The sequence below is a fragment of the Mesorhizobium sp. M7A.F.Ca.MR.148.00.0.0 genome (genome assembly GCF_003997735.1).
Taxonomy (GTDB): domain Bacteria; phylum Pseudomonadota; class Alphaproteobacteria; order Rhizobiales; family Rhizobiaceae; genus Mesorhizobium.
On the sequence record NZ_RZTB01000046.1, the window covers coordinates 25940 to 45325 of the forward strand.

The window sequence follows — 19386 nt, forward strand, 5'->3', positions numbered from 1 at the left end:
CGTCTCCTGAAATCGCAGACAATTGTTCCGCCTGAGTTAGTTCTAGCTGATTTACCTGCTCGGCGCCAACGCCGCTGGAGGTCGCTCGCGCCCGATTCGCGGTCTCGGCCGTCATGGTCGCGAAATGGAAGCGAAAGCCGTTGGCCGATTATCCATGGCATATCGATCGCCCTAGACGCAAATTCCGGAGCCGCCTCGCTCTACCCGCTGACAACCTGTTGAGGCTCAACACCCAGGTCGGATGGGCAGCCCTACGTTCCCGGCTTCGGCTGGAAACGTCGTCCCCCCCGCTCCCCGGCGCCAGACAGCAAAAAGGCCCGGTTACCCGGGCCCTTTATGCTTTTCAAATCTTAAGAAGATTTGGAGCGGGTGAAGCGATTCGAACGCTCGACCCCAACCTTGGCAAGGTTGTGCTCTACCCCTGAGCTACACCCGCTCGCACGGCGCTTGGCCGCAAGCCGGGCCTATATGGCTGAAGAGCGCGGCGATTGCAACAGGGAAATCGCAGGCTTTTTGCGACACGCCGCGCGGGACCGGCAAGCCACCGGCGTGCGCGTGAGTGGCGGGCGGCGGGGCGACCCACGAAGGGCGGTGCCGCTCGCCGTGATGTCGCATGACGGTCTTGTGTCGGCCGCCCTATTGGCCGTAAACGGCTGCCTAGAGAAACGGGACGAAGACGAAACCGATGCCGAAGACCGAAGCCGATTTGATGGCCTTTCTTGCCGAACTCGGCATTGCCACGTCGACGAAGCGCCACCCGCCGCTCTATACCGTCGCCGATTCGCAGGCACTGCGCGGCGAGATCGCCGGCGGGCACACGAAAAACCTGTTCCTGAAGGACAAGAAGGACAATTTCTTCCTGGTCACCGTCGGCGAGGACGCGGTCGTCGACCTGAAGCAGATCCACCAGGTGATCGGCGCCGCCAGCCGGGTTTCCTTCGGCAAGCCGGAGATGCTGATGGAGCTGCTCGGCGTCACACCGGGCGCCGTCACGGTCTTTGGCGTCATCAACGACACGGCAAACAGGGTCAAGCTCGTGCTCGACAAGGATTTGATGGAGCATGCGGTCATCAATGGGCATCCGCTGACCAATGAGGCGACGACATCGATCGCGGCGCGCGACCTGATCAGATTCCTCGAGGCAACCGGGCACGATGCTGCTATCTTGAAAGTCTCCATGTGATCGCCACATGGATGGCTTGAGTCAGATGGTCTGAAGCATAGGGCGCCTGGCCGCCGGCCGGCGGCCAGCACGGAAGGGTAGAGAGATGAGCGACAACAATCCGTTCGGCGGCTCCTTTGGCGGCAATGGCGGCCAGTACACCACCTCGGTACAGTATGGTGGAGCCGCGCCGGCGCCGGCGAAAGTCGCGCTTGGCGATGCGCCCGCCGCTCCCGCCGATGTGATCAAGGACACGACGACGGCTGCCTTTGCCGCCGATGTCATCCAGGAATCGCGCCGCCAGCCGGTGCTGGTCGATTTCTGGGCGCCCTGGTGCGGGCCTTGCAAGCAACTGACGCCGCAGTTGGAGAAGGCGGTCAAGGCCGCCGGCGGCAGGGTCAAGCTGGTCAAGATGAACATCGACGACCATCCCTCGATCGCCGGCCAGCTCGGCATCCAGTCTATCCCGGCGGTCATCGCCTTCAAGGACGGCCAGCCGGTCGATGGCTTCATGGGCGCCATCCCGGAGAGCCAGATCAACGAATTCATCACCAAGGTCGGCGGCAAGGACAATGGCGCGCCGCCAGTGGCTGAAGCCCTGGCCGCGGCCATTGAGGCGCGCGCCGCCGGCGACATGCAGACCGCGGCCGACATTTATGACGCCATCCTGGCGCAGGCGCCGGAGACGATCGAGGCGATCGCCGGACTGGGCGAACTGTTGTTCGACGCCGGCGACACGGAAGGCGCCGAGGCGCTTTTGGCAACAGCCCCGGAGGCCAAGAAGGATGCGCCGCCGCTGGCAGCCCTGCGCGCCAGGATGGCGGTTGCGGCGCAGGCGGCGGCTCTCGGCAATCCAGCCGAGTTCGAGCGCCGGCTGGCGGAAAATCCTGGGGATCACCAGGCGCGCTTCGATCTGGCCATGATCCAGAACGCCAACGGCGACCGTACGGCCGCGGCCGACAATCTGCTGGCCATCATCAAGGCCGACCGGGCCTGGAACGAGGACGGCGCCAGGACGCAATTGCTGCAGCTGTTCGAGGCCTGGGGCATGACCGACGAGGCGACGCTGGCGGCGCGCCGCAAATTGTCGGCGCTGCTGTTCTCCTGAGCCGGCTGCCGGTTGTTTTGCCGCACGGGCTTGGCGTCGGCGACGACTGCGCCAGATTAGCTGGTATGACGCGCTTCTGGTGAAGCGATCGGAGGAATATGGTGCAAGCGGGAAACGCGCATTACCGGCTCGCCAAGGATTTGCCGTCGACGATCCCGATCTTTCCGCTCGAGGGTGCGCTTTTGCTGCCGGGAGGCCGCATGCCGCTCAACATCTTCGAGCCGCGCTATCTGCAGATGGTGGACGAGGCGATTGCCGGCTCGCGGCTCATCGGCGTCATCCAGCCCAGTCTCGATGGCGCCTTGCGCGGCGATGGCGAGCCGGAGCTCTGCAATGTCGGTTGCGCCGGGCGCATCATCGCCTTCTCCGAAAGTGGCGACGGCCGCTACCTGATTTCGCTGCAGGGCGTGTGCCGGTTCCGCATCGCTCACGAATTGACGGTCAAGACGCCGTTTCGCCAGTGCAAGCCCGCGCCTTTCCTTGCCGATCTCGACGAGGATCAGGCGGACAACGAGATCGACCGGCCATCGCTGCTCAAGGCATTTCGCGCCTATCTGCAGGCCAACGATTTGGAGGCCGACTGGGAAAGCGTCAGCCGCGCCGAAAATGCCATGCTGGTCAATGCGCTGTCGATGATGGCGCCCTACGGGCCGGCCGAGAAACAGGCGCTGCTCGAAGCAGCCGACCTGAAGACCCGGGCGGAGACGCTGATCGCCATCACCGAAATGGCGCTGGCGCGCGAGAATGAGGATTTTGGCTCGAGTTTGCAGTAAGAGGGCGCGATGGCGGACGGACGTGACGGGAAGAAGGTCGACCCCAAGCTGCTGGAACTCTTGGCCTGCCCGCTGACCAAGGGGCCGCTGGCCTGGGATCCAGAGCGCGGCGAACTGATTTCCAGGGTCGCCAAGATTGCCTATCCGGTGCGTGATGGCATCCCGATCATGCTGCCCTCCGAGGCGCGGACGCTTTCGGTGGAGGATGTGCTGGCCCCGCCGCCGCGCTTGGGTGGGTCGGGCTGAGGGGCACGTTTCTTATACCCGCCAATTTGCCGAAGGCTGGCGGGACAGAGGGGGGCGCGAAGGATCGCCGACGTCCGCTTTTCGTTCCGCCCTTGGCATGGCCTTCCCTACTGAAAATTGCGCCCCTTGGGCATGACCCTTTCTGCTTCTTCCGACAGCGTTGCGAGATCCTGCCGGATCGGCGCGCTTTGTTTGGCGGGGCTGGAGCGATCCGAACCGTCCTTGGCGAGGTCTCCCGGAGGAACCGCTGGTTCGGCCCCGCTGACCTTCTCCAGAAGCACGGTCAGCCAGGGCGTCAGATCCTCGATCCTCTCGGCGACGATGTGGACCACGCCCGATTCCGACTGCAATTTTCCGGTGACCTTGACGAACCGGGCGCCCATGACGATCGGCCGGTAACGGTCGAAGGTTCTTTGCCAGAAAATGACATTGGCCACCGCCTTGTCGTCCTCCAGTGTCAGGAAGATCGCATTGCCCTTGCCGGGGCGCTGCCGCACCAGCACGAGGCCGGCGACGGAGACGCGCCTGCCGTCACGCACGGAAGGCAGATTCACATTGGGGATGACGCTGGCGCGATCGAGCCGCTCGCGCAGGAAGGCGACCGGATGCGCCTTCAGCGACAGGCCGAGCGCGCGGTAATCATGGATGACATGCTCGCCTAGCGGCATTTTCGGCAGCTTCGTCTCGGGCTCCAGCTCGCGCAGGCGAAGCGCCGGCTGGTCGAACAGCGGCAGCCTTTCGGCGGCGCTCTTGCCGTCGAGTGCGCGCACCGCCCACAAGGCTTCGCGACGATCAAGGCCGAGCGAACGGAAGGCGTCGGCCTGCGCCAACCGCTCGATCTCGCCGACATCGAGGCCGGAGCGCAGCCAGACATCCCTGACGGACACGTAGCCTGAGCCGCGCTGTTCGACGAAAGCCGCCATGCGCTCCTTCGACAGGCCCTTGATCTGGCGGAAGCCGAGCCGGACGGCATGCTTCGTCTCGATGACGCCGCGCATCTCGGCATGGCGTGGGAGGATGCGGGCCGGATCGAACGGCGCCTTTTCCAGCGTGCAATCCCACACCGAAAAATTGACGTCGACATCGCGAATGTCGACGCCATGGTCGCTTGCGTCGCGCACGAGCTGGGCCGGCTGGTAAAACCCCATCGGCTGCGAATTCAGGATCGCGGCGCAGAACACGTCGGGATAGAAGGTCTTGAACCAGCAGGAGGCATAGACGAGCAGGGCGAAGGAAGCGGCATGGCTTTCGGGAAAGCCATATTCGCCAAAGCCCTCGATCTGCTTGAAACAGCGCTCGGCGAAGTCCTTCGTGTAGCCCTTGCCGACCATGCCATTGATCATACGGTCGCGGTAATTGCCGATGGTGCCGGTGCGCTTGAAGGTGGCCATGGCGCGGCGCAGTTCATCGGCCTCGCCCGGTTTGAAACCACCGGCAACGATGGCGATATTCATCGCCTGCTCCTGGAACAGCGGCACGCCTAGTGTCTTGCTGAGGATCGCCTCCAGCTCCGGCTTTTGATACTCGGGTTTTTCCTTGCCTTGCCGGCGGCGCAGATAGGGGTGGACCATGTCGCCCTGGATCGGGCCCGGCCGCACGATCGCCACCTCGATGACAAGGTCATAAAAGGTTTTCGGCTCAAGGCGCGGCAGCATCGACATCTGCGCCCGCGATTCAATCTGAAAGACGCCCAATGTGTCGGCACGGCAGATCATATCGTAGACCCGGGCGTCTTCTGCCGGCAGGGTGGCCAGCACATAAGGTCGGCCGTATTTGTCTCGCGCCTTTGGATAGTGGTCAGTAAGCAAGGTGAAGGCGCGCTGGAGGCAGGTCAGCATGCCGAGCGCCAGCACGTCGACTTTCAGGATCTTCACCGCGTCGAGATCGTCCTTGTCCCATTCGACCATCTTGCGCTCGTCCATCGCCGTCTTGACGATGGGCACGATCTCGTCGAGCCGGTCCCTGGTTATGACGAAGCCGCCGACATGCTGCGACAGATGGCGGGGGAAGCCCATGATCTCATTGGCACGCTCCATCACGTGCCTCGACACCGGATCGGTGCGGTCGAGGCCGCCGGCGCGGGCTTCCTTCTCGCCAAGCTCCGATGTCGACCAACCCCAGATCGAGCCGGAAAGCGATGCCCTGACATCCTCGGACAGGCCCATCGCCTTCGACACTTCGCGCAGCGCCGAACGGCCGCGATAGCTGATGACGGCGGCCGCAAGTGCCGTGCGCTTGCCGCTGTATTTCTCGTAGATGTACTGGATTACGGTTTCGCGCTTTTCGTGCTCGAAATCGACGTCGATATCCGGCGGCTCGTTTCTCTCCTCGGAAATGAAGCGCTCGAAGAGCGAATCGATTTTTTCCGGTCCTACTTCGGTGATGCCGATGCAGAAGCAGACGACCGAATTGGCGGCCGATCCACGTCCCTGGCAGAGAATATCCTTGCTGCGCGCGAACTTGACGATGTCGTAGACAGTCAGGAAATAGCGGGCATAGTTGAGGCGTTCGATCAAAGCGAGCTCTTCCTCGATGCGCCTGGTCACCGAATCCGGCACACCCGCCGGATAGCGGTTGGCCGCTCCCTCCCGCGCCAGCCGCTCCAGTTCAGCCTGTGGGCCAAGACCCGATTCCGTCGGCTCGTCCGGATAATTGTACTGAAGGTCGCTCAACGAAAAGGTCAGTTCTTCCGCAAACCGCAGCGTCTCGGCCAGCGCTTGCGGATGCCTGCGGAACAGGCGGGCCATCTCCATTGGCGGCTTCAGATGACGCTCGGCATTGGCGCTGAGTTGCAGCCCGACCTCGGCGACGGGCGTGTTGAGGCGGATCGCGGTCAGCACGTCCTGCAGCGGGCGCCGTTCGGCCGTGTGGTAGAGAACGTCGTTGGTCGCCATCAGCGGAATACCGACGCTCTCGGCAAGCGCCGCGGCCTGCTCGATGCGGAAACGGTCATTGCCGGCGTAGTCGGGCGAAACGCCAAGCCGCAGGTTCCTGCCGAAGCGGCCTTTGAGGTCTCCAAGCAGGGGAAGACTATCTTCCGCGCCCGCCGACAGACCGGGCAGGACCGCCAGCGACATCAGGTCACCCCATTCGAGGAGGTCGCCGCGCTGGAGAAGGGTGGCGCCTTTTTCGTTCTCGTCGCGCAGATTGGCTTGGGTAAGCATGCGGCACAGATGTCCCCAGCCCTTGCGGTCCTGGGGATAGGCGAGGATGTCCGGCGTGCCGTCGCCGAAAACCAGCCGGCAGCCGGGGTGATAGGAGAGCTTTTCGACCTTGGCCTGCTGCCAGGCGCGCACCACGCCGGCCACCGTGTTGCGGTCGGCAAGCCCGATCGCCGAGAAGCCCAGGAGCTTGGCCGCGACCACCAGCTCCTCCGGCTTGGAGGCGCCGCGCAGGAAGGAGAAATTCGACTGGATGCCGAACTCGGCATAGGGGATGACGGTCAGCGCGTTCATGCGAAGACACCATGCATGAACCAGCGCGGCGGGACCTGCGTGTTGCCGTAAAGACCTTGCCGGTAGAGCCAATAGCGGCGACCATCGGCGTCCTCGATACGGAAATAGTCGCGCGTCGATGCCGCCTCGTCGCTTGGCGCTTCCCGCCACCATTCGGCGGCGATGCGTTCCGGCCCTTCGGCACGCGTGACCCGGTAGAGCGCGCGGCGCCAGCGGAAGTTCAACGGTGGTCCTTCCGGCATTTCAGTGGCCGGCACATCGATGGGTTCGGGCGAGCGGAACAGCCGGATTGGCCGTTCCGGCGGAAAAATGGTTTGTGGTGCCTGCAGCCTGCCGGGCTTTTTCGGCGGCGTGGTCCGGCGTGGCGCGTCGGTGAAGGGGATGGTGGCTACGGCACGCTCCGGCAGATGGCTTTCGACCGCGATCGGTTGCAGAACCGCGCCCTCGCCGAGCCTGGCGCGGATGCGGTCGGCGAACAGCGCGATATCGGCGCCATCGTCGATCGTTTCGCCAGTCAGATCGGCCTGCTGCATGTCGAAGGTGGCTGCCGCCAGCACCGAGAGCCGCACCAGATCGAAACCATAGCCGGCATCGATATCCTGCTCGAGCGCGGCCAGCCTTTCGTGGAACAGTTTCTGGATCAGCATGGGTTCGCGCATCGGCCGCGAGGTGCCGATGGCGATGCGGCTGACGGCGCCGTCGACGCGGAAGAGCAGCAGCGCCAGTGTCCTGGCACCCTCGCCGCGGCGTTCGAGATCGGTTTTCAAGGTCGCCGCCAGCATGCCCACCAGCCGTTCGATGTCCTCGGTCAGGGTGACGGGTTCGGCGAGGTGGCGTTCGACCGAAAGCGGCGCGACGGGAAGGCGCGGCGACACCGCTTCGTCGAGACGGCCAAGCGCCTGGTCGAGGCGCAGGAGCAGCAAGGCGCCAAAGCGGCGGGCGAGCGGCGCGCGCGGTGCCGCCATGACGGCGCCCGCCGTGCGCAGGCCGACGCTTTCCAGGCTGGTGCGGGTCGCCGGCTCGATGCGCAGCGCGGCCAGCGGCAGGGGTGCCAGCAGCGCTTCCTCCTCGCCTGACACAATGATGCGGTCACTGCAAAAGCGTGCCGCCGCCCAGGCCGCGCCCGGCGTCGCGGCAAGCCCGGCGCGGACATCGAAACCCTGATGGAAGAAGCGCGACAGGATGTCGTCCAGCATGGCGCGCTCGCCGCCGAACAGATGGGTGCAGCCGGTGACGTCGAGAAACAGGCCGTCTGTCCCGTCCAGCGCCACCAGCGGGGTGTAGCGGTCGCACCAGTCGGCAAGGCCTTCGAGCAGTCGGCGGTCGGCTTCCGGATCCGCCTCGACGATGTCGATCGACGGATGCATGGCGCGCGCATCGGCGATGCCCATGTCGCGCTTCAGGTGCAGCGCCTCAGCCCGCTCGTCGAGGGCCGAGATGCGCTGCGCGTTGCGGTCGCGATGGCTGATCACGAGCGGCGGGTGAGAGAGGTGATCCGACGGCCGGGAACGCCAGGACCGCCCCAGACGCTGGCGCAGGATCCTTTCCGCCGCCAGATAGGGAAACCACAGGGACAGGATTCTTTGTCCGGTCTCTTCCCTCGCTCCTTTTTTCGTCGCCCCATCTTTCGTCGAATGCGCGTTCATCGGGGTTCCACTCCAGTGTGAATTGTCCAGGCAGGGCTGTGCGGCTCTTGCCGATGGTGAGGGCGAAGGCCGGGCGGCCGATCGAGCCGGCCAGCGGCCCGGCGATGGTGTCGCGCGGCACCGCCGGCGCCGAGGCGACGATGAGGCGGACAGGGGCGGCCGTCGGTTCGGGTTCGGCCGCCTGCCGCAGCAGGAACACCGGGCGGCCGGCCGCTTGCGCCCTGGCATGCAGCCGGCGTGTCGCGGTCAGGTCCAGCCGCTGCGGATTGCCGCGGATTTCCAGGATGACCGCGGCGAGCGCCGTCATCCGGGCCGCCTCCTCGGCGACCCACAGCGCATCGACAAGCCTTGGCGCCTCGGAAAACAGCAATTGCTCCGGCTCGATGCCGAATGAGGCGTGAAGCCCCCTTGCATAGGGAAAGCCGGCCTCGCGAAAAATCTCCGATGTGCCGATCCACAGCACCGGCAGCCCCGGCGTTTGCTTGAGGATCAGGCTGGTGAGCGACAAAGCGAAGCCGGCGACGGCCCCGGCATCGCGGGTTTCCAGCCCATGGATTTCACTCAGGGCGGCCTTCGGCAGGCCGCCGCTCAGGGCGGCGTCGAGGCGCTCGACACCAATAGGCAGGAACGCATCCGGCAACGCCGCGGCAATGCCACGCCGGACGATTGTGAGATCGGTGTTGGCGTCGGCATTAAAGGGCGCGGCGGCCGGCGCAGCCAAGCGCTCGGGCAGCGTTCCCTCGATTTTCGCGATCTGGCGGCGCAGGGCAAAAACAGTCTCCCGCGCCACGGCGGTCATCGCCATGACGGTCAGCTTCCACTCACAATTGTTCCTGTTATGTTCCCTATAGATTCCAGAGGGTGACCCAGGAGTCAAGCAGAGTCATGGGGAATTTATTCCTCTCGGCAGGGATGGCGCAGGCGCATCGGTCCGTTCATTTGCCGATTCCGGTGCGAAAGCCTATATGCCGGGATCAAAGGACAAAGCATGGCCCGCATCTACAAGACCCGCACCTGGCACGACGAACTCTCGCCCTCGATGGACGAAATGGAGTTCCTGGCGCTGGAGGCGTACGCGCATCTGCCGGAGGATTTTCGCAAGCTGACCGGCGAGATCGTCATCCAGATCGCCGAGTTCCCGACCGACGAGATCATGGACGACCTGTCGCTGGAGACGCCCTTCGACCTGCTCGGCCTGTTCGAGGGACGCGGCATCGCCGAACGCTGGAACCCGCAGACCGGCGAAGGCCCGAACCGCATCACGCTCTACCGCCGCGCCATCCTCGACTACTGGTCCGAGAACGAAGAAACGCTTGGCGACATCGTCACCCACGTGCTGATCCACGAGATCGGCCACCATTTCGGCCTGTCGGACGATGATATGGAGAAGATCGAAGAGGCGGCGGAATAGCCCCACATCTTCGTCATCCTAGGGCGGAGCAAGGAGCGAAGCGACGCAGCGCAGACCCTAGGATCCATGCCGTGATCTTGGCACAGTGCTCCGTCGGTGCAGGACTGAAAGCTTACCATCCGGTTTCGGCGAAAACAGGCCCTAATCCTGATCTGCTATGCCCCTCGGCGAAGGTCACGGCATGGATCCTAGGGTCTCCGCAGTCGCTTTGCGACTGCTGCGCCCTAGGATGACGAAGGGAGTCGTGACAATGGAACGTCAGAGCTTTGAAATGTCTGGGATGCGCTGGAAGACACTCCGGCCGAGGCTGCCAATATGGCCATGCGCTCCAATTTGCTGATCGCGATTGAACAGCGGGTGCGGAGCTGGAAAATTACCCAGGCCGAAGCAGCCGAGCGGCTCGGAATCACGCAGCCGCGCCTTAGCGACCTCTTGCGGGGCAGGATCGCGAATTTCAGCCTGGACACGTTGATCAACCTTGCCACACAGGCCGGACTTACAGTGCGCCTTGATATTGCCGAGGCTGCCTAATCCGCATGCAAGGCGCTGTCCCCTACCAGTCGCTGAGCTTGGTATCGGGCCCGTATTCCTGGCCGTCGATATCCTTGACCACGGCCTGGCCGCAACGCATCGTTTTGGCCTTCTTGTCGTAGGCATAGGTCGGCGAGCCGAACAGGTGCCAGCCCTTGTTCAGCGCCGCCGTCACCTTGTGGCAGAAGCTGGCATCGTCCGGAGCGGACAGAAAGCGGTAGAGTTTCATTGTTCAATTCCTGTCGTGAGTAGCCATAGCTAGCTCGCACCCATCGAGCATTTATGACCCGATGGCGGCTGCCTTCGCCAGCAGTTTTTCGGCCTGCGTCAAGTGCAGCCGCTCGACCATCCTGCCGTTCAGCGCGATCACGCCCTTGCCGGCATTCTCGGCGAGCGCGAAGGCTTCCTTCACCGAGCGCGCCTCGGCCACGGCTTCCGCGGACGGTGCGAAGGCACGGTTGGCGGCTTCGATCTGGGCCGGGTGGATGAGGCTCTTGCCGTCGAACCCCATGGCCGCGGCTTCCGCGCATTCATGGGTGAAAGCGTCGAGGTCACGAAAATCGTTGGAGACACCGTCGAGCATGTCGATGCCGCCGGCGCGCGCGGCCAGCACCATCTGCATCAGCCATGGCACGAGGTAGCGTCGGTCAGGCGTTGCCAGAATGCCGGTCTCCTTGACCAGGTCATTCGTTCCGGCAACGAAACAACTGAGCCGCGAGGCCGGGTCGCGGCCAAGTTCGGCGATGGCGCCGATGTTGAGCAGCGCCTTGGGTGTTTCGATCATCGCCCATAGTTTCACGCTGTCGGGGACAAAATTGTCGTCGAGCACATCGCCGGCCTCGAGCAGGTCGCGCGGCGTGTCGACCTTGGGCAACAGGATGCCGTCGGGCTCGCAGCCTGCGGCAGCCAGCAAGTCGTCGGCGCCCCATTCGGTTCCCAGAGCATTGATGCGCACGACCATCTCGCAGCGGCGGCCAATATGGTTGGCGAAAATGCCGGCCAGTTTTTCGCGAGCGCCGATCTTGTCGGCCGGGGCGACGGCATCCTCCAGGTCGATGATGACTGCATCGCAGGCAAGCTGCGCGATCTTGGCCAGCGCCTTGTCGTTGGAAGCCGGAATGTAGAGCACGGAGCGGCGCGGGCGATAGGTTTCCATGGGTGATCTATGCCGCTTGTGGGTGGGTGAGGCAAGCGGAAGGCCGGTACCTGATACGAGCCAATCGCGAAAGCTGGTGCTGCCCCTCACTGTCCTGCCGGACATCTCTCCCCGTAAACGGGGCGAGAGGAGCTGGCGGCAACGCCGGCGCCTTTCTTGCGACGCTGGAGATTGGCGAAACCGGCGACAAGAGCGTCCCTCGCCCCGTTTACGGGGAGAGGATGCCGGCAGGCAGGTGAGGGGCAGCGCCGACGTTAGAAAGATGGCGAATTCGACCTCAACAATTGCCTGCACGAAAACTGCACACGCTTGCGGAAAACCTCCTCCGATCCGCCGTGCTGCCTCCCCGCCTGCCTGACAAACAGGCGGCATGCACAAGCGAGCCAAACTCCGTCTGCCTTGCCGGCTGCGCCGCGAAGATTGGTGGCTGGTCGATGCGCCGCGCGTGTGTCCCGTCGCAACCCTCATTCCCTTTGTTCGCAAGAGCCCGCCGGCAACCCGGCGGGACGCCATCAGGAGAGCCCGATCATGACAGCGTTGCTCTCCGCCGCGCCGAGCTATTGCAGCCGCTTCGGTGTCGCCATCCTGCTGGCGGCACTTGCGGATTTCCTGTTCTACGGCCAGCCCGCCGGGATCACGGGTTTCCTGTTCGCCCTGCTGATTGCCGCCGCGGTTGTCGCCGTGCATCCGGCGGCTTTCAGCGACGGTCGGGTGTGGCTCAAGCCCATCGCCTTGCTTGTCGCGCTGCTGCCGCTGGCTGAAAACGTCAGCACCCTGTCGGTTTCGATCGCGCTGGCGGCGCTGACCGTCTTTGCGCTTTCGCTGAGCGGGCGGCTGCGGCACAGCATCGCCCGCATTGCCGGGCAGATCGTGCTGTTCGGGCTGGCGGCGCCGTTCCGCTTCGCCAATGATTTCATCCGCTGGCGCAGGACGGCGCGGCGGTTCGGCCGGCGGCGCATCCGGCTGGCGGCGATCGCTGTCTGGGTGATGCCGCTGACGCTGGGCGCGGTCTTCCTGGCGCTGTTCGGCGCCGCCAATCCGGTGATCGACTACTGGCTGTCGCTGATCGACCTCGTGAGGCTGCTCGATCTTATCCAGCTGGCGCGGATTGCCTTCTGGCTGTTCGTGCTCGCTGCTGTCTGGGCTTTTCTGCGGCCGCGCCTGCCGCGCCTGGTTCGCCGCATCCCGCGCGCGGCGCCGGCGGTCAGCGCTCAAGCCGACAAAACCGCCACCACCATCGAAGACATCCTGTTCGGCAAGGCCGCCATCCTGCGCGCCCTGATCGTCTTCAACATCCTGTTTGCGCTGCAGACGGCGCTCGACGCCACCTATCTGTGGGGCGGGGCGGCCCTTCCCGACGGGCTGAGCTACGCGGCCTACGCGCATCGCGGCGCCTATCCCCTGATCGTCACCGCGCTGCTTGCCGCCGGCTTCGTGCTGGCAGCGCTGCGACCAGGCAGCGAGACATCGGCCGATCCTTTCATCCGCCGGCTGGTCTATGCCTGGGTGGCGCAGAACATCATGCTGGTCGTCTCGTCGATCCTGCGGCTCGACCTCTATGTCGGCATCTATGCGCTGACCTACTGGCGCGTCGCCGCCTTTGTCTGGATGGGGCTGGTGGGAGCAGGCCTTGCCCTGATCATTGCCCGCATCGCGCTGGGAAAATCCAATGAATGGCTGCTGTCCGCCAATCTTCTGACGTTATCTCTGACGCTTTATGCCGGCTGTTTCATCAATTTTGCAGCGACGATCGCCAACTACAATGTCGACCATTCCCTCGAAATGACCGGCCAGGGCATTCCCCTAGACGCCTGGTATCTTCACTCGCTCGGTCCGGGCGCGTTTTCCGCGCTCGATCGCTTCCTCGAGCAGCAGGGCAAGACGGCGGCCGCCGGCACTGTCCGCGAACTGGCTGGCGTGCGCGGCAGCGATGAAATCTGGTATCGGACTATCCAGCAGAACTGGCGGGCCTGGAGCTTTCGTGACTGGCGGCTGCTTCGATATCTCGACACCAAGGGGCCGTTCGTGATTCCCTCCGCTATCGAACCTTCCATGCCGGGCCGCTGATCCATGCCGCATCACATCCTCGTCGCCGACGATGACCCGCACATCCGCGAGGTGATCTGCTTTGCGCTGGAAAAGGCCGGCATGAAAACGACAGGCGTGGCCGACGGTGCCGCCGCCCTGCAGGCGATCGGCCGCCGGGCGCCGGATCTTGTCGTGCTCGACATCGGCATGCCGGAGATGGACGGGCTGGAGGTCTGCCGGCGACTGCGGCACACATCCGATGTGCCGGTGCTGTTCCTGTCCGCGCGCGACGAGGAGATCGACCGCATCCTCGGGCTCGAAATGGGCGGCGACGACTATGTGACGAAACCATTCAGCCCGCGCGAACTGGTCGCCCGCGTCAACGTCATCCTGCGGCGCGCCCGCCCGGCGGCGGCCGAACCGGTCGACAACAGGCAGTTTTCGCATGGCAAATTGGCTCTGGCGCCGGCCAGTCACGCTGCCAGCTTCGACGGCAAGGCGCTTGCCCTGACGGGGATCGAATTCTCGATCCTGAAGGGATTCCTGGCGCGGCCCGCGCATGTGCTCGACCGCGACGCGGTGATGGCCAGCGCCTATGCCACAAATATCCATGTCGCCGGCCGCACCGTCGACAGCCATATCCGCAACATCCGCGCCAAGCTGGCAGCAGTGGGTTGCCTGGATGCCATCGAGACCGTGCATGGCGTCGGCTTCCGGCTTGGCCGATGCGGCTGACGACTTCCGGCAAATGGATCGGCCGCAAGTGGCGGCCACGGCTTGCCACGGTCGTCGTCGCCATCCTGATCATGGTGATGGCCCTGCCATTGGTCGGCTTGTTCTTCTTCCGCCTCTACGAGAACCAGCTGATCCGCCAGACCGAAGCGGAGCTGATCGCGCAAGGGGCGGCCATCGCCGCCATCTATGCGCAGGATGTGCGCGACGCCGGCATTGCTGCGGACAAGCTCGGCGCGCCGATGCCGGGGCCAGGCGGGGATTCAAGCCGAAGCGTCAATCCGGGCCCGCTCTACAGGCCAATCGAACCGCAACTCGATCTTGCCTCGGATTATGTGCTGCCGACCCGCCCGGCGGCGATGCCAGCCACCCCGGATCCGGCCTTCGCGGCGATCGGCGCGCGCCTGTCCGGCATTCTCGACGCCACCCAGAAAACCACGCTGGCCGGCTTCCGGCTGCTCGACCCCCGGGGCGTCGTCATTGCCGGGCGCGGCGAGGTCGGCCAGTCGCTCAGTGCGGCCGAAGAGGTGCGCACAGCACTTGCCGGCCGCTATGCCAGCGCGCTCAGGCTGCGCATTCCCGACCAGCCGACGCCACCGCTCTATTCGGTCAGCCGCGGCACCAAGGTGCGTGTCTTCGCCGCTTTGCCGGTCGCCGTCGATGGCAAGGTCGCCGGCGTGGTCTATGTGTCGCGAACGCCCAACAACATCATCAAACATCTCTATGGCGAACGCGGCAAGGTGACGTTGGCGGCGATCGCCATTCTCGGCGGCACGCTGCTCATCGGCCTGGTTTTCCTGCGCACCGTCAGCCGGCCGATCTATGCGCTGATCGACCGAACCGAGCGCATCGCCGCCGGCGACCGCACGGCGATCCGGCCGCTCGACCATCACGGCACGCGAGAGATGGCGGAGCTGTCCGCGGCCTTCCTCGATATGGCCGAGAAGCTTCAGGCGCGGTCGGACTCAATCCAGACTTTCGCCACCCATGTGTCGCACGAGCTCAAATCGCCGCTGACGGCGATCCAGGGCGCGGCCGAATTGCTGCGCGATTCCGGTGGCGCGATGGACGATACTGAGCGGCGGCGTTTCTCCAACAATATCGTCACCGATGCCGGACGGCTCAATCTGCTGGTTCGCCGCCTCCTTGACATGGCGCGCGCCGAAAACCTGGCGCCGAGCGGCGAAAGCACATCGATCGGTGCGGCGCTGGCGCTGCTTCCCGTCGATAACAGGCTGGCGGTTCGCGTCGGAGCCGGCAGCGAAATCGGCTTGCGCATATCGGCCGAGAACGCGGCTATCGTGCTGGCCAATCTCATCGACAATTCGGCCAGGCACGGCGCGACGGCGGTTTCTGTCTCGGCTACGAGCGCCGGCGGCAAGGCGAGCATCCTGGTCAGCGACGACGGCGCCGGCATTTCGCCGAGCAACCGGGCGCGCATTTTCGAGCCGTTTTTCACCACGCGGCGCGAACAGGGCGGCACCGGCATGGGCCTTGGCATCGTGCTGGCCCTCCTGAAAGCGCATGATGGTATGATCGCGCTGGTTGACAGCGAACGCGGCACGCGCTTCGAGATCATTCTGCCGGTGGCGTGAAGGACACCATCGGCCGGATCGGAGAGAACATGCGCTACGACATCGTCATCATCGGCGGAGCCATCGTCGGCTCCTCGGTCGCCTACTATCTGCGCGAGCAAGGGTTTTCCGGCACGATCGCGCTGGTCGAGCGTGATCCGCAATTCGCGCATGCGGCAACGACGCTGTCCATGGCCTCGATCCGCCAGCAATTCTCGATCCCGGAAAACATCCGCCTGTCGCAGTTCACGCTAAAGCTGTTCCGGCGGCTGAAGGAAGAGTTCGGGGATGACGCCGATATTGGCTTTCGCGAGGGCGGCTACCTAATCCTTGCCGGCGAGGACGGCTTGCCGATCCTCAAGAGCAATCACGAGGCGCAGATGGCCGAGGGCGCCGACATCGTGCTCGAGGATGCCGACCAGCTTACGCGCCGGTTCCCGTGGCTGTCGACCGAGGGCATTTCAGCCGGCGCCTATGGCCGCACCGGCGAAGGCTGGTTCGACGCGCATGCGATGCTGACGCTGTTCCGCAAGGCGCTGCGGCAGAAGAAAGTCGATTTCATCACCGCCGATGTCACCGCCATCGCGCGCGATGGCAATCGCGTCACCGGGGTGAGCCTCGGCAATGGCGAGACGCTGGAGGCCGGCATCGTCGTCAACGCCGCCGGCCCGAACGCCGGCAAGGTGGCTGCCATGGCCGGGCTTGAACTGCCGGTCGAGCCGCGCAAGCGCAATGTCTTCGTCTTCGAGGCGCGCGAGAAATATGCCGACATGCCGCTGCTGGTCGATCCCTCCGGCATCTATGTCCGTCCGGAAGGCTCGGTCTACCTCACCGGCGGCGCCGAACCGGAGGAAGGCGACTGCGCACCCGATCCCGGTGACTTCGAGGTAAACTGGCCGCTGTTCGAAGAGGTGATCTGGCCGGTGCTGGCGACCCGCATTCCCGCCTTCGAGGCAATCAAGCCGACTCGCGCCTGGGCCGGCCACTACGACTACAACACGCTCGACCAGAACGCGGTGATCGGCCCGCATCCCGAAGTCGGCAATTTCCTGTTCGCCAACGGATTCTCCGGCCATGGCCTGCAGCAGGCGCCGGCGGTGGGCAAGGCGCTGGCCGAGCTGATCGTCCATGGCGGCTACCGCACGGTGGATTGCTCGGCGTTTAGGTATGAGCGGGTGGCGGAGGGAAGGGCGTTCCGGGAATTGAACGTGATTTGAGCGTTGGCAGGGCAGAGAGGGGTGTGCGCCTCCAACGTCAAAGGCCTGCGCCGACCTCAGCCCTTGCGGTCGAACCAGAAGGCGTCGGCCATGCGCTTCATGCCGATACGTTCGTAGAAGCCGACGGCGTCGGGCATGGAGATCAGGCTGATGGCGACCGACGGTCCAAGCTGCCGGCGCGCCTCGTCCATCAGGCCCTTGCCGATGCCGAGCCCCTGTGCCGATCGGGAAACGGCGAGTTCGGAGATGTAGCAGACCCAGGAGAAGTCGGTGATGCCTCTGATTACGCCGACCAGCGGCTTGCCTTCGACGTCAAGACGCGCGGTCAGCACCAGATTGGCGCCCGACAGCATCGCCCGCAGGCGTGCTTCATCATCGACCGGCCGTGTCTCGCCGAGGCCGGATTCGACCAGCACACGCCGGAACTCGGCGATGTCGAGCGCGGGTTCACGCGCATAGAGGACGTGTGCGTTTTCTGCCATGGCCGCCAGACTGCACCATCGGGCTGGCTTGTGCCACCGTGCACGAACAGTTGCCTTTTATTTGCTGCCGGCTTTGTGTAAACCGTGCCTCAGCAATCCCCCCGCAACGAAAACACGGGCAAAAGCCATGGAAAAGTTCACCAAGCTCACCGGCGTCGCCGCTCCGATGCCGATCGTCAATGTCGACACCGACATGATCATCCCGAAGGATTACCTCAAGACGATCAAGCGCACCGGGCTCGGCACCGGCCTGTTCGCCGAAATGCGCTACAAGGATGACGGCTCGGAAAACCCGGATTTCGTACTCAACAAGCCGGCCTACCGCAAGGCGCAGATCCTGGTCGCCGGCGATAATTTCGGCTGCGGTTCCAGCCGCGAGCACGCACCATGGGCGCTGCTCGACTTCGGCATTCGCTGCGTCATCTCGACCTCGTTCGCCGACATTTTCTACAACAACTGCTTCAAGAACGGCATCCTGCCGATCACCGTCAGCCCCGAGGATCTCGAGAAGCTGATGGACGACGCCTCGCGCGGTTCCAATGCCACAGTGTCGGTCGACCTCGAAGCCAAGGAAATCCGCGGTCCCGACGGCGGTGTCGTCACCTTCGACCTCGACGACTTCAAGCGGCACTGCCTGCTCAACGGGCTCGACGACATCGGCCTGACCATGGAGAAGGCCGGCGCCATCGCGTCGTTCGAAAAGCGCAACGCCGAACAGCGCCCCTGGGCCTGAGCGGTACACACTCCAGGCGGAGGCCCGGCCGCTTTCAGGCCGGATTCGTTGCGCCGGGCTCGTTGCGCTGAACGGAGGGACAGTCATGACACGTTCGCTTCTTGCCGGCGTCTGTGCGCTGGCGTGGATGCTGATGCCGCTGGCTGGCGCGCATGCACAGACCGACAGGGTGCTCGTGCCGGCTGACGATGCGTCCGGCGGGGCCGCCGGCCAGAGCGCGCCGAGCACCAACAACAATGTGGCCTTAGCCGACGATGACGACAGCCAGGCGCCTGTACCCTTCGAGGGCGGCACGCTGACCATCACCCAACCGGAACAGGACGGTGAGAAGGTGCTTGCTTATGACGGCAAGCAGCTGGCCACCAACTATGACGTCTTCTTCGACAAAATAGTCGAGGTCGGCGGCGTCAAGGTGGCGCTGTTCGATGTCGGCGACGGCGGCAATCAATGCGGGCCTGCGACGGTGATCGTCTGGAAACCGGAAGGCGGCACCATCCAGAGCACCACGGTCGAGCAGGACCAGTGCGGCGCGCCGCCCTCGGCCGTGTCCGACAACGCCATCTATTTCGTGCCCTATCTGTTGCCGGGGGATGAGAAGCCGGCTTTGCAATGGTCGCCGACCGATGGGCTGACGATTTCGGGCAATCTGACCTACATGCCGGAACCCGGCACGGACTGGAAAGACATCGATCCGGAAAAATACCAGAACATCATCGACGCCTTCCACAACGAGGCTGTCTACAAGGAAGCCGAAAAGCTTCTCGGCAAGGACATGCCCGACATGGCGACCAGCCTGCTGGTCGGCGGCGGCACGGAAAAGACCGCTTCGGGCGCCTTCTTCGCCAGCGGCTGCGTGCCGCATGACTGCGGCGGCAATGACGGCTTCATGGCGGTCGACCCGGCCCAGCACAGGCTCTATTTTGCGCGCCGCGGCGACAATGGCAAGCCGAACGCCTGGCCTGATGTGGCGACATGGCCGGCGGATGTGAAGGCGGCGCTGGACAAGGAGCTGGGGGCGGCGAACTAAGTATTTTGCGCGATGGCAGCCGCACCGTCGTCGTGCTGCGGAAAAGAATTGTCCGCCGCGATCCTTCACACCCCCCTCTGCCCTGCCGGGCATCTCCCCCGCAAG

Annotated in this window: 17 protein-coding genes, 1 tRNA gene and 1 pseudogene; 12 read left to right on the plus strand and 7 right to left on the minus strand. The window is 64.6% G+C overall.

Annotation, left to right across the window (positions count from 1 at the left end; translation table 11 throughout):
• Positions 1-361 precede the first annotated feature (361 nt).
• Positions 362-436 (minus strand) — tRNA-Gly (locus tag EOB49_RS18145).
• A 249-nt stretch (positions 437-685) separates the two neighbouring features.
• On the opposite strand from EOB49_RS18145, the gene EOB49_RS18150 reads away from it, so the two are divergent.
• The 4 genes from EOB49_RS18150 (at position 686) to EOB49_RS18165 (ending at position 3289) form a co-directional block, all read left to right on the plus strand.
• On the plus strand, positions 686-1183 hold the full coding sequence (locus tag EOB49_RS18150; protein WP_127381785.1) for a prolyl-tRNA synthetase associated domain-containing protein: 498 nt from the start codon (positions 686-688) through the stop codon (positions 1181-1183).
• 85 nt (positions 1184-1268) lie between these two features.
• Positions 1269-2270, plus strand: coding sequence for a thioredoxin (gene trxA / locus EOB49_RS18155; protein ID WP_127381786.1), 1002 nt, complete (start codon positions 1269-1271; stop codon positions 2268-2270).
• A 101-nt stretch (positions 2271-2371) separates the two neighbouring features.
• Positions 2372-3043, plus strand: coding sequence for an LON peptidase substrate-binding domain-containing protein (locus EOB49_RS18160; RefSeq protein ID WP_023810888.1), 672 nt, complete (start codon positions 2372-2374; stop codon positions 3041-3043).
• A 9-nt stretch (positions 3044-3052) separates the two neighbouring features.
• On the plus strand, positions 3053-3289 hold the full coding sequence (locus EOB49_RS18165) for a Trm112 family protein (RefSeq protein ID WP_127381787.1): 237 nt from the start codon (positions 3053-3055) through the stop codon (positions 3287-3289).
• 107 nt (positions 3290-3396) lie between these two features.
• Here the strand turns inward: EOB49_RS18165 and EOB49_RS18170 are convergent, their stop codons facing one another.
• The 3 genes from EOB49_RS18170 to EOB49_RS37710 are packed head-to-tail and all read right to left on the minus strand — an operon-like array spanning position 3397 to position 9195.
• On the minus strand, positions 3397-6744 hold the full coding sequence (locus tag EOB49_RS18170) for an error-prone DNA polymerase (protein WP_127381788.1): 3348 nt from the start codon (positions 6742-6744) through the stop codon (positions 3397-3399).
• Positions 6741-8216, minus strand: coding sequence for a DNA polymerase Y family protein (locus EOB49_RS18175; RefSeq protein WP_245472746.1), 1476 nt, complete (start codon positions 8214-8216; stop codon positions 6741-6743). The genes EOB49_RS18170 and EOB49_RS18175 overlap by 4 nt, the downstream gene beginning before the upstream one ends.
• Complete coding sequence (locus EOB49_RS37710) at positions 8158-9195, minus strand: hypothetical protein (protein WP_127381789.1); 1038 nt, start codon at positions 9193-9195, stop codon at positions 8158-8160. Before EOB49_RS37710 ends, EOB49_RS18175 begins: the two co-directional genes overlap by 59 nt.
• Before the next feature lie 183 nt (positions 9196-9378).
• On the opposite strand from EOB49_RS37710, the gene EOB49_RS18185 reads away from it, so the two are divergent.
• Together EOB49_RS18185 and EOB49_RS18190 are read left to right on the plus strand one after the other, a co-directional pair.
• Positions 9379-9801 (plus strand): metallopeptidase family protein, encoded by a 423-nt coding sequence (locus tag EOB49_RS18185; protein ID WP_023763026.1) that lies wholly within the window; start codon positions 9379-9381, stop codon positions 9799-9801.
• Between the two features lie 250 nt (positions 9802-10051).
• A pseudogene (locus EOB49_RS18190) lies at positions 10052-10332 on the plus strand (XRE family transcriptional regulator).
• Positions 10333-10354: 22 nt separating this feature from the next.
• On the opposite strand, the gene EOB49_RS18195 reads toward EOB49_RS18190, so the two are convergent.
• Both EOB49_RS18195 and EOB49_RS18200 read right to left on the minus strand, forming a co-directional pair.
• Positions 10355-10561, minus strand: coding sequence for a DUF1737 domain-containing protein (locus EOB49_RS18195; RefSeq protein ID WP_127261267.1), 207 nt, complete (start codon positions 10559-10561; stop codon positions 10355-10357).
• A 51-nt stretch (positions 10562-10612) separates the two neighbouring features.
• The gene (locus EOB49_RS18200) at positions 10613-11488 is read right to left on the minus strand and encodes a CoA ester lyase (protein WP_127381791.1); all 876 of its coding nucleotides are present in this window, start codon (positions 11486-11488) and stop codon (positions 10613-10615) included.
• A 528-nt stretch (positions 11489-12016) separates the two neighbouring features.
• Between EOB49_RS18200 and EOB49_RS18205 the strand changes: the two genes are divergently transcribed.
• Genes EOB49_RS18205 through EOB49_RS18220 form a run of 4 tightly spaced genes read left to right on the plus strand, consistent with a single transcriptional unit; the run spans position 12017 to position 17039 of the window.
• Complete coding sequence (locus EOB49_RS18205) at positions 12017-13555, plus strand: DUF4173 domain-containing protein (protein ID WP_127381792.1); 1539 nt, start codon at positions 12017-12019, stop codon at positions 13553-13555.
• A gap of 3 nt (positions 13556-13558) precedes the next feature.
• On the plus strand, positions 13559-14251 hold the full coding sequence (locus EOB49_RS18210) for a response regulator transcription factor (protein WP_127381793.1): 693 nt from the start codon (positions 13559-13561) through the stop codon (positions 14249-14251).
• Positions 14242-15843 carry an ATP-binding protein gene (locus tag EOB49_RS18215; protein WP_127381794.1) on the plus strand — a complete coding sequence of 534 codons (1602 nt, stop codon included), beginning with the start codon at positions 14242-14244 and terminating at the stop codon, positions 15841-15843. The genes EOB49_RS18210 and EOB49_RS18215 overlap by 10 nt, the downstream gene beginning before the upstream one ends.
• A gap of 29 nt (positions 15844-15872) precedes the next feature.
• Positions 15873-17039, plus strand: a complete 1167-nt coding sequence (locus tag EOB49_RS18220) for an FAD-binding oxidoreductase (protein WP_127381795.1) — start codon at positions 15873-15875, stop codon at positions 17037-17039.
• A gap of 56 nt (positions 17040-17095) precedes the next feature.
• On the opposite strand, the gene EOB49_RS18225 is transcribed toward EOB49_RS18220, so the two are convergent.
• Positions 17096-17521, minus strand: coding sequence for a GNAT family N-acetyltransferase (locus tag EOB49_RS18225; protein ID WP_127271072.1), 426 nt, complete (start codon positions 17519-17521; stop codon positions 17096-17098).
• Between the two features lie 127 nt (positions 17522-17648).
• Between EOB49_RS18225 and leuD the strand changes: the two genes are divergently transcribed.
• Positions 17649-18254 carry a 3-isopropylmalate dehydratase small subunit gene (gene leuD, locus EOB49_RS18230; protein WP_023810900.1) on the plus strand — a complete coding sequence of 202 codons (606 nt, stop codon included), beginning with the start codon at positions 17649-17651 and terminating at the stop codon, positions 18252-18254.
• Between the two features lie 85 nt (positions 18255-18339).
• Positions 18340-19281 (plus strand): hypothetical protein, encoded by a 942-nt coding sequence (locus EOB49_RS18235; RefSeq protein ID WP_127381796.1) that lies wholly within the window; start codon positions 18340-18342, stop codon positions 19279-19281.
• The last annotated feature ends 105 nt before the right edge of the window (positions 19282-19386 follow it).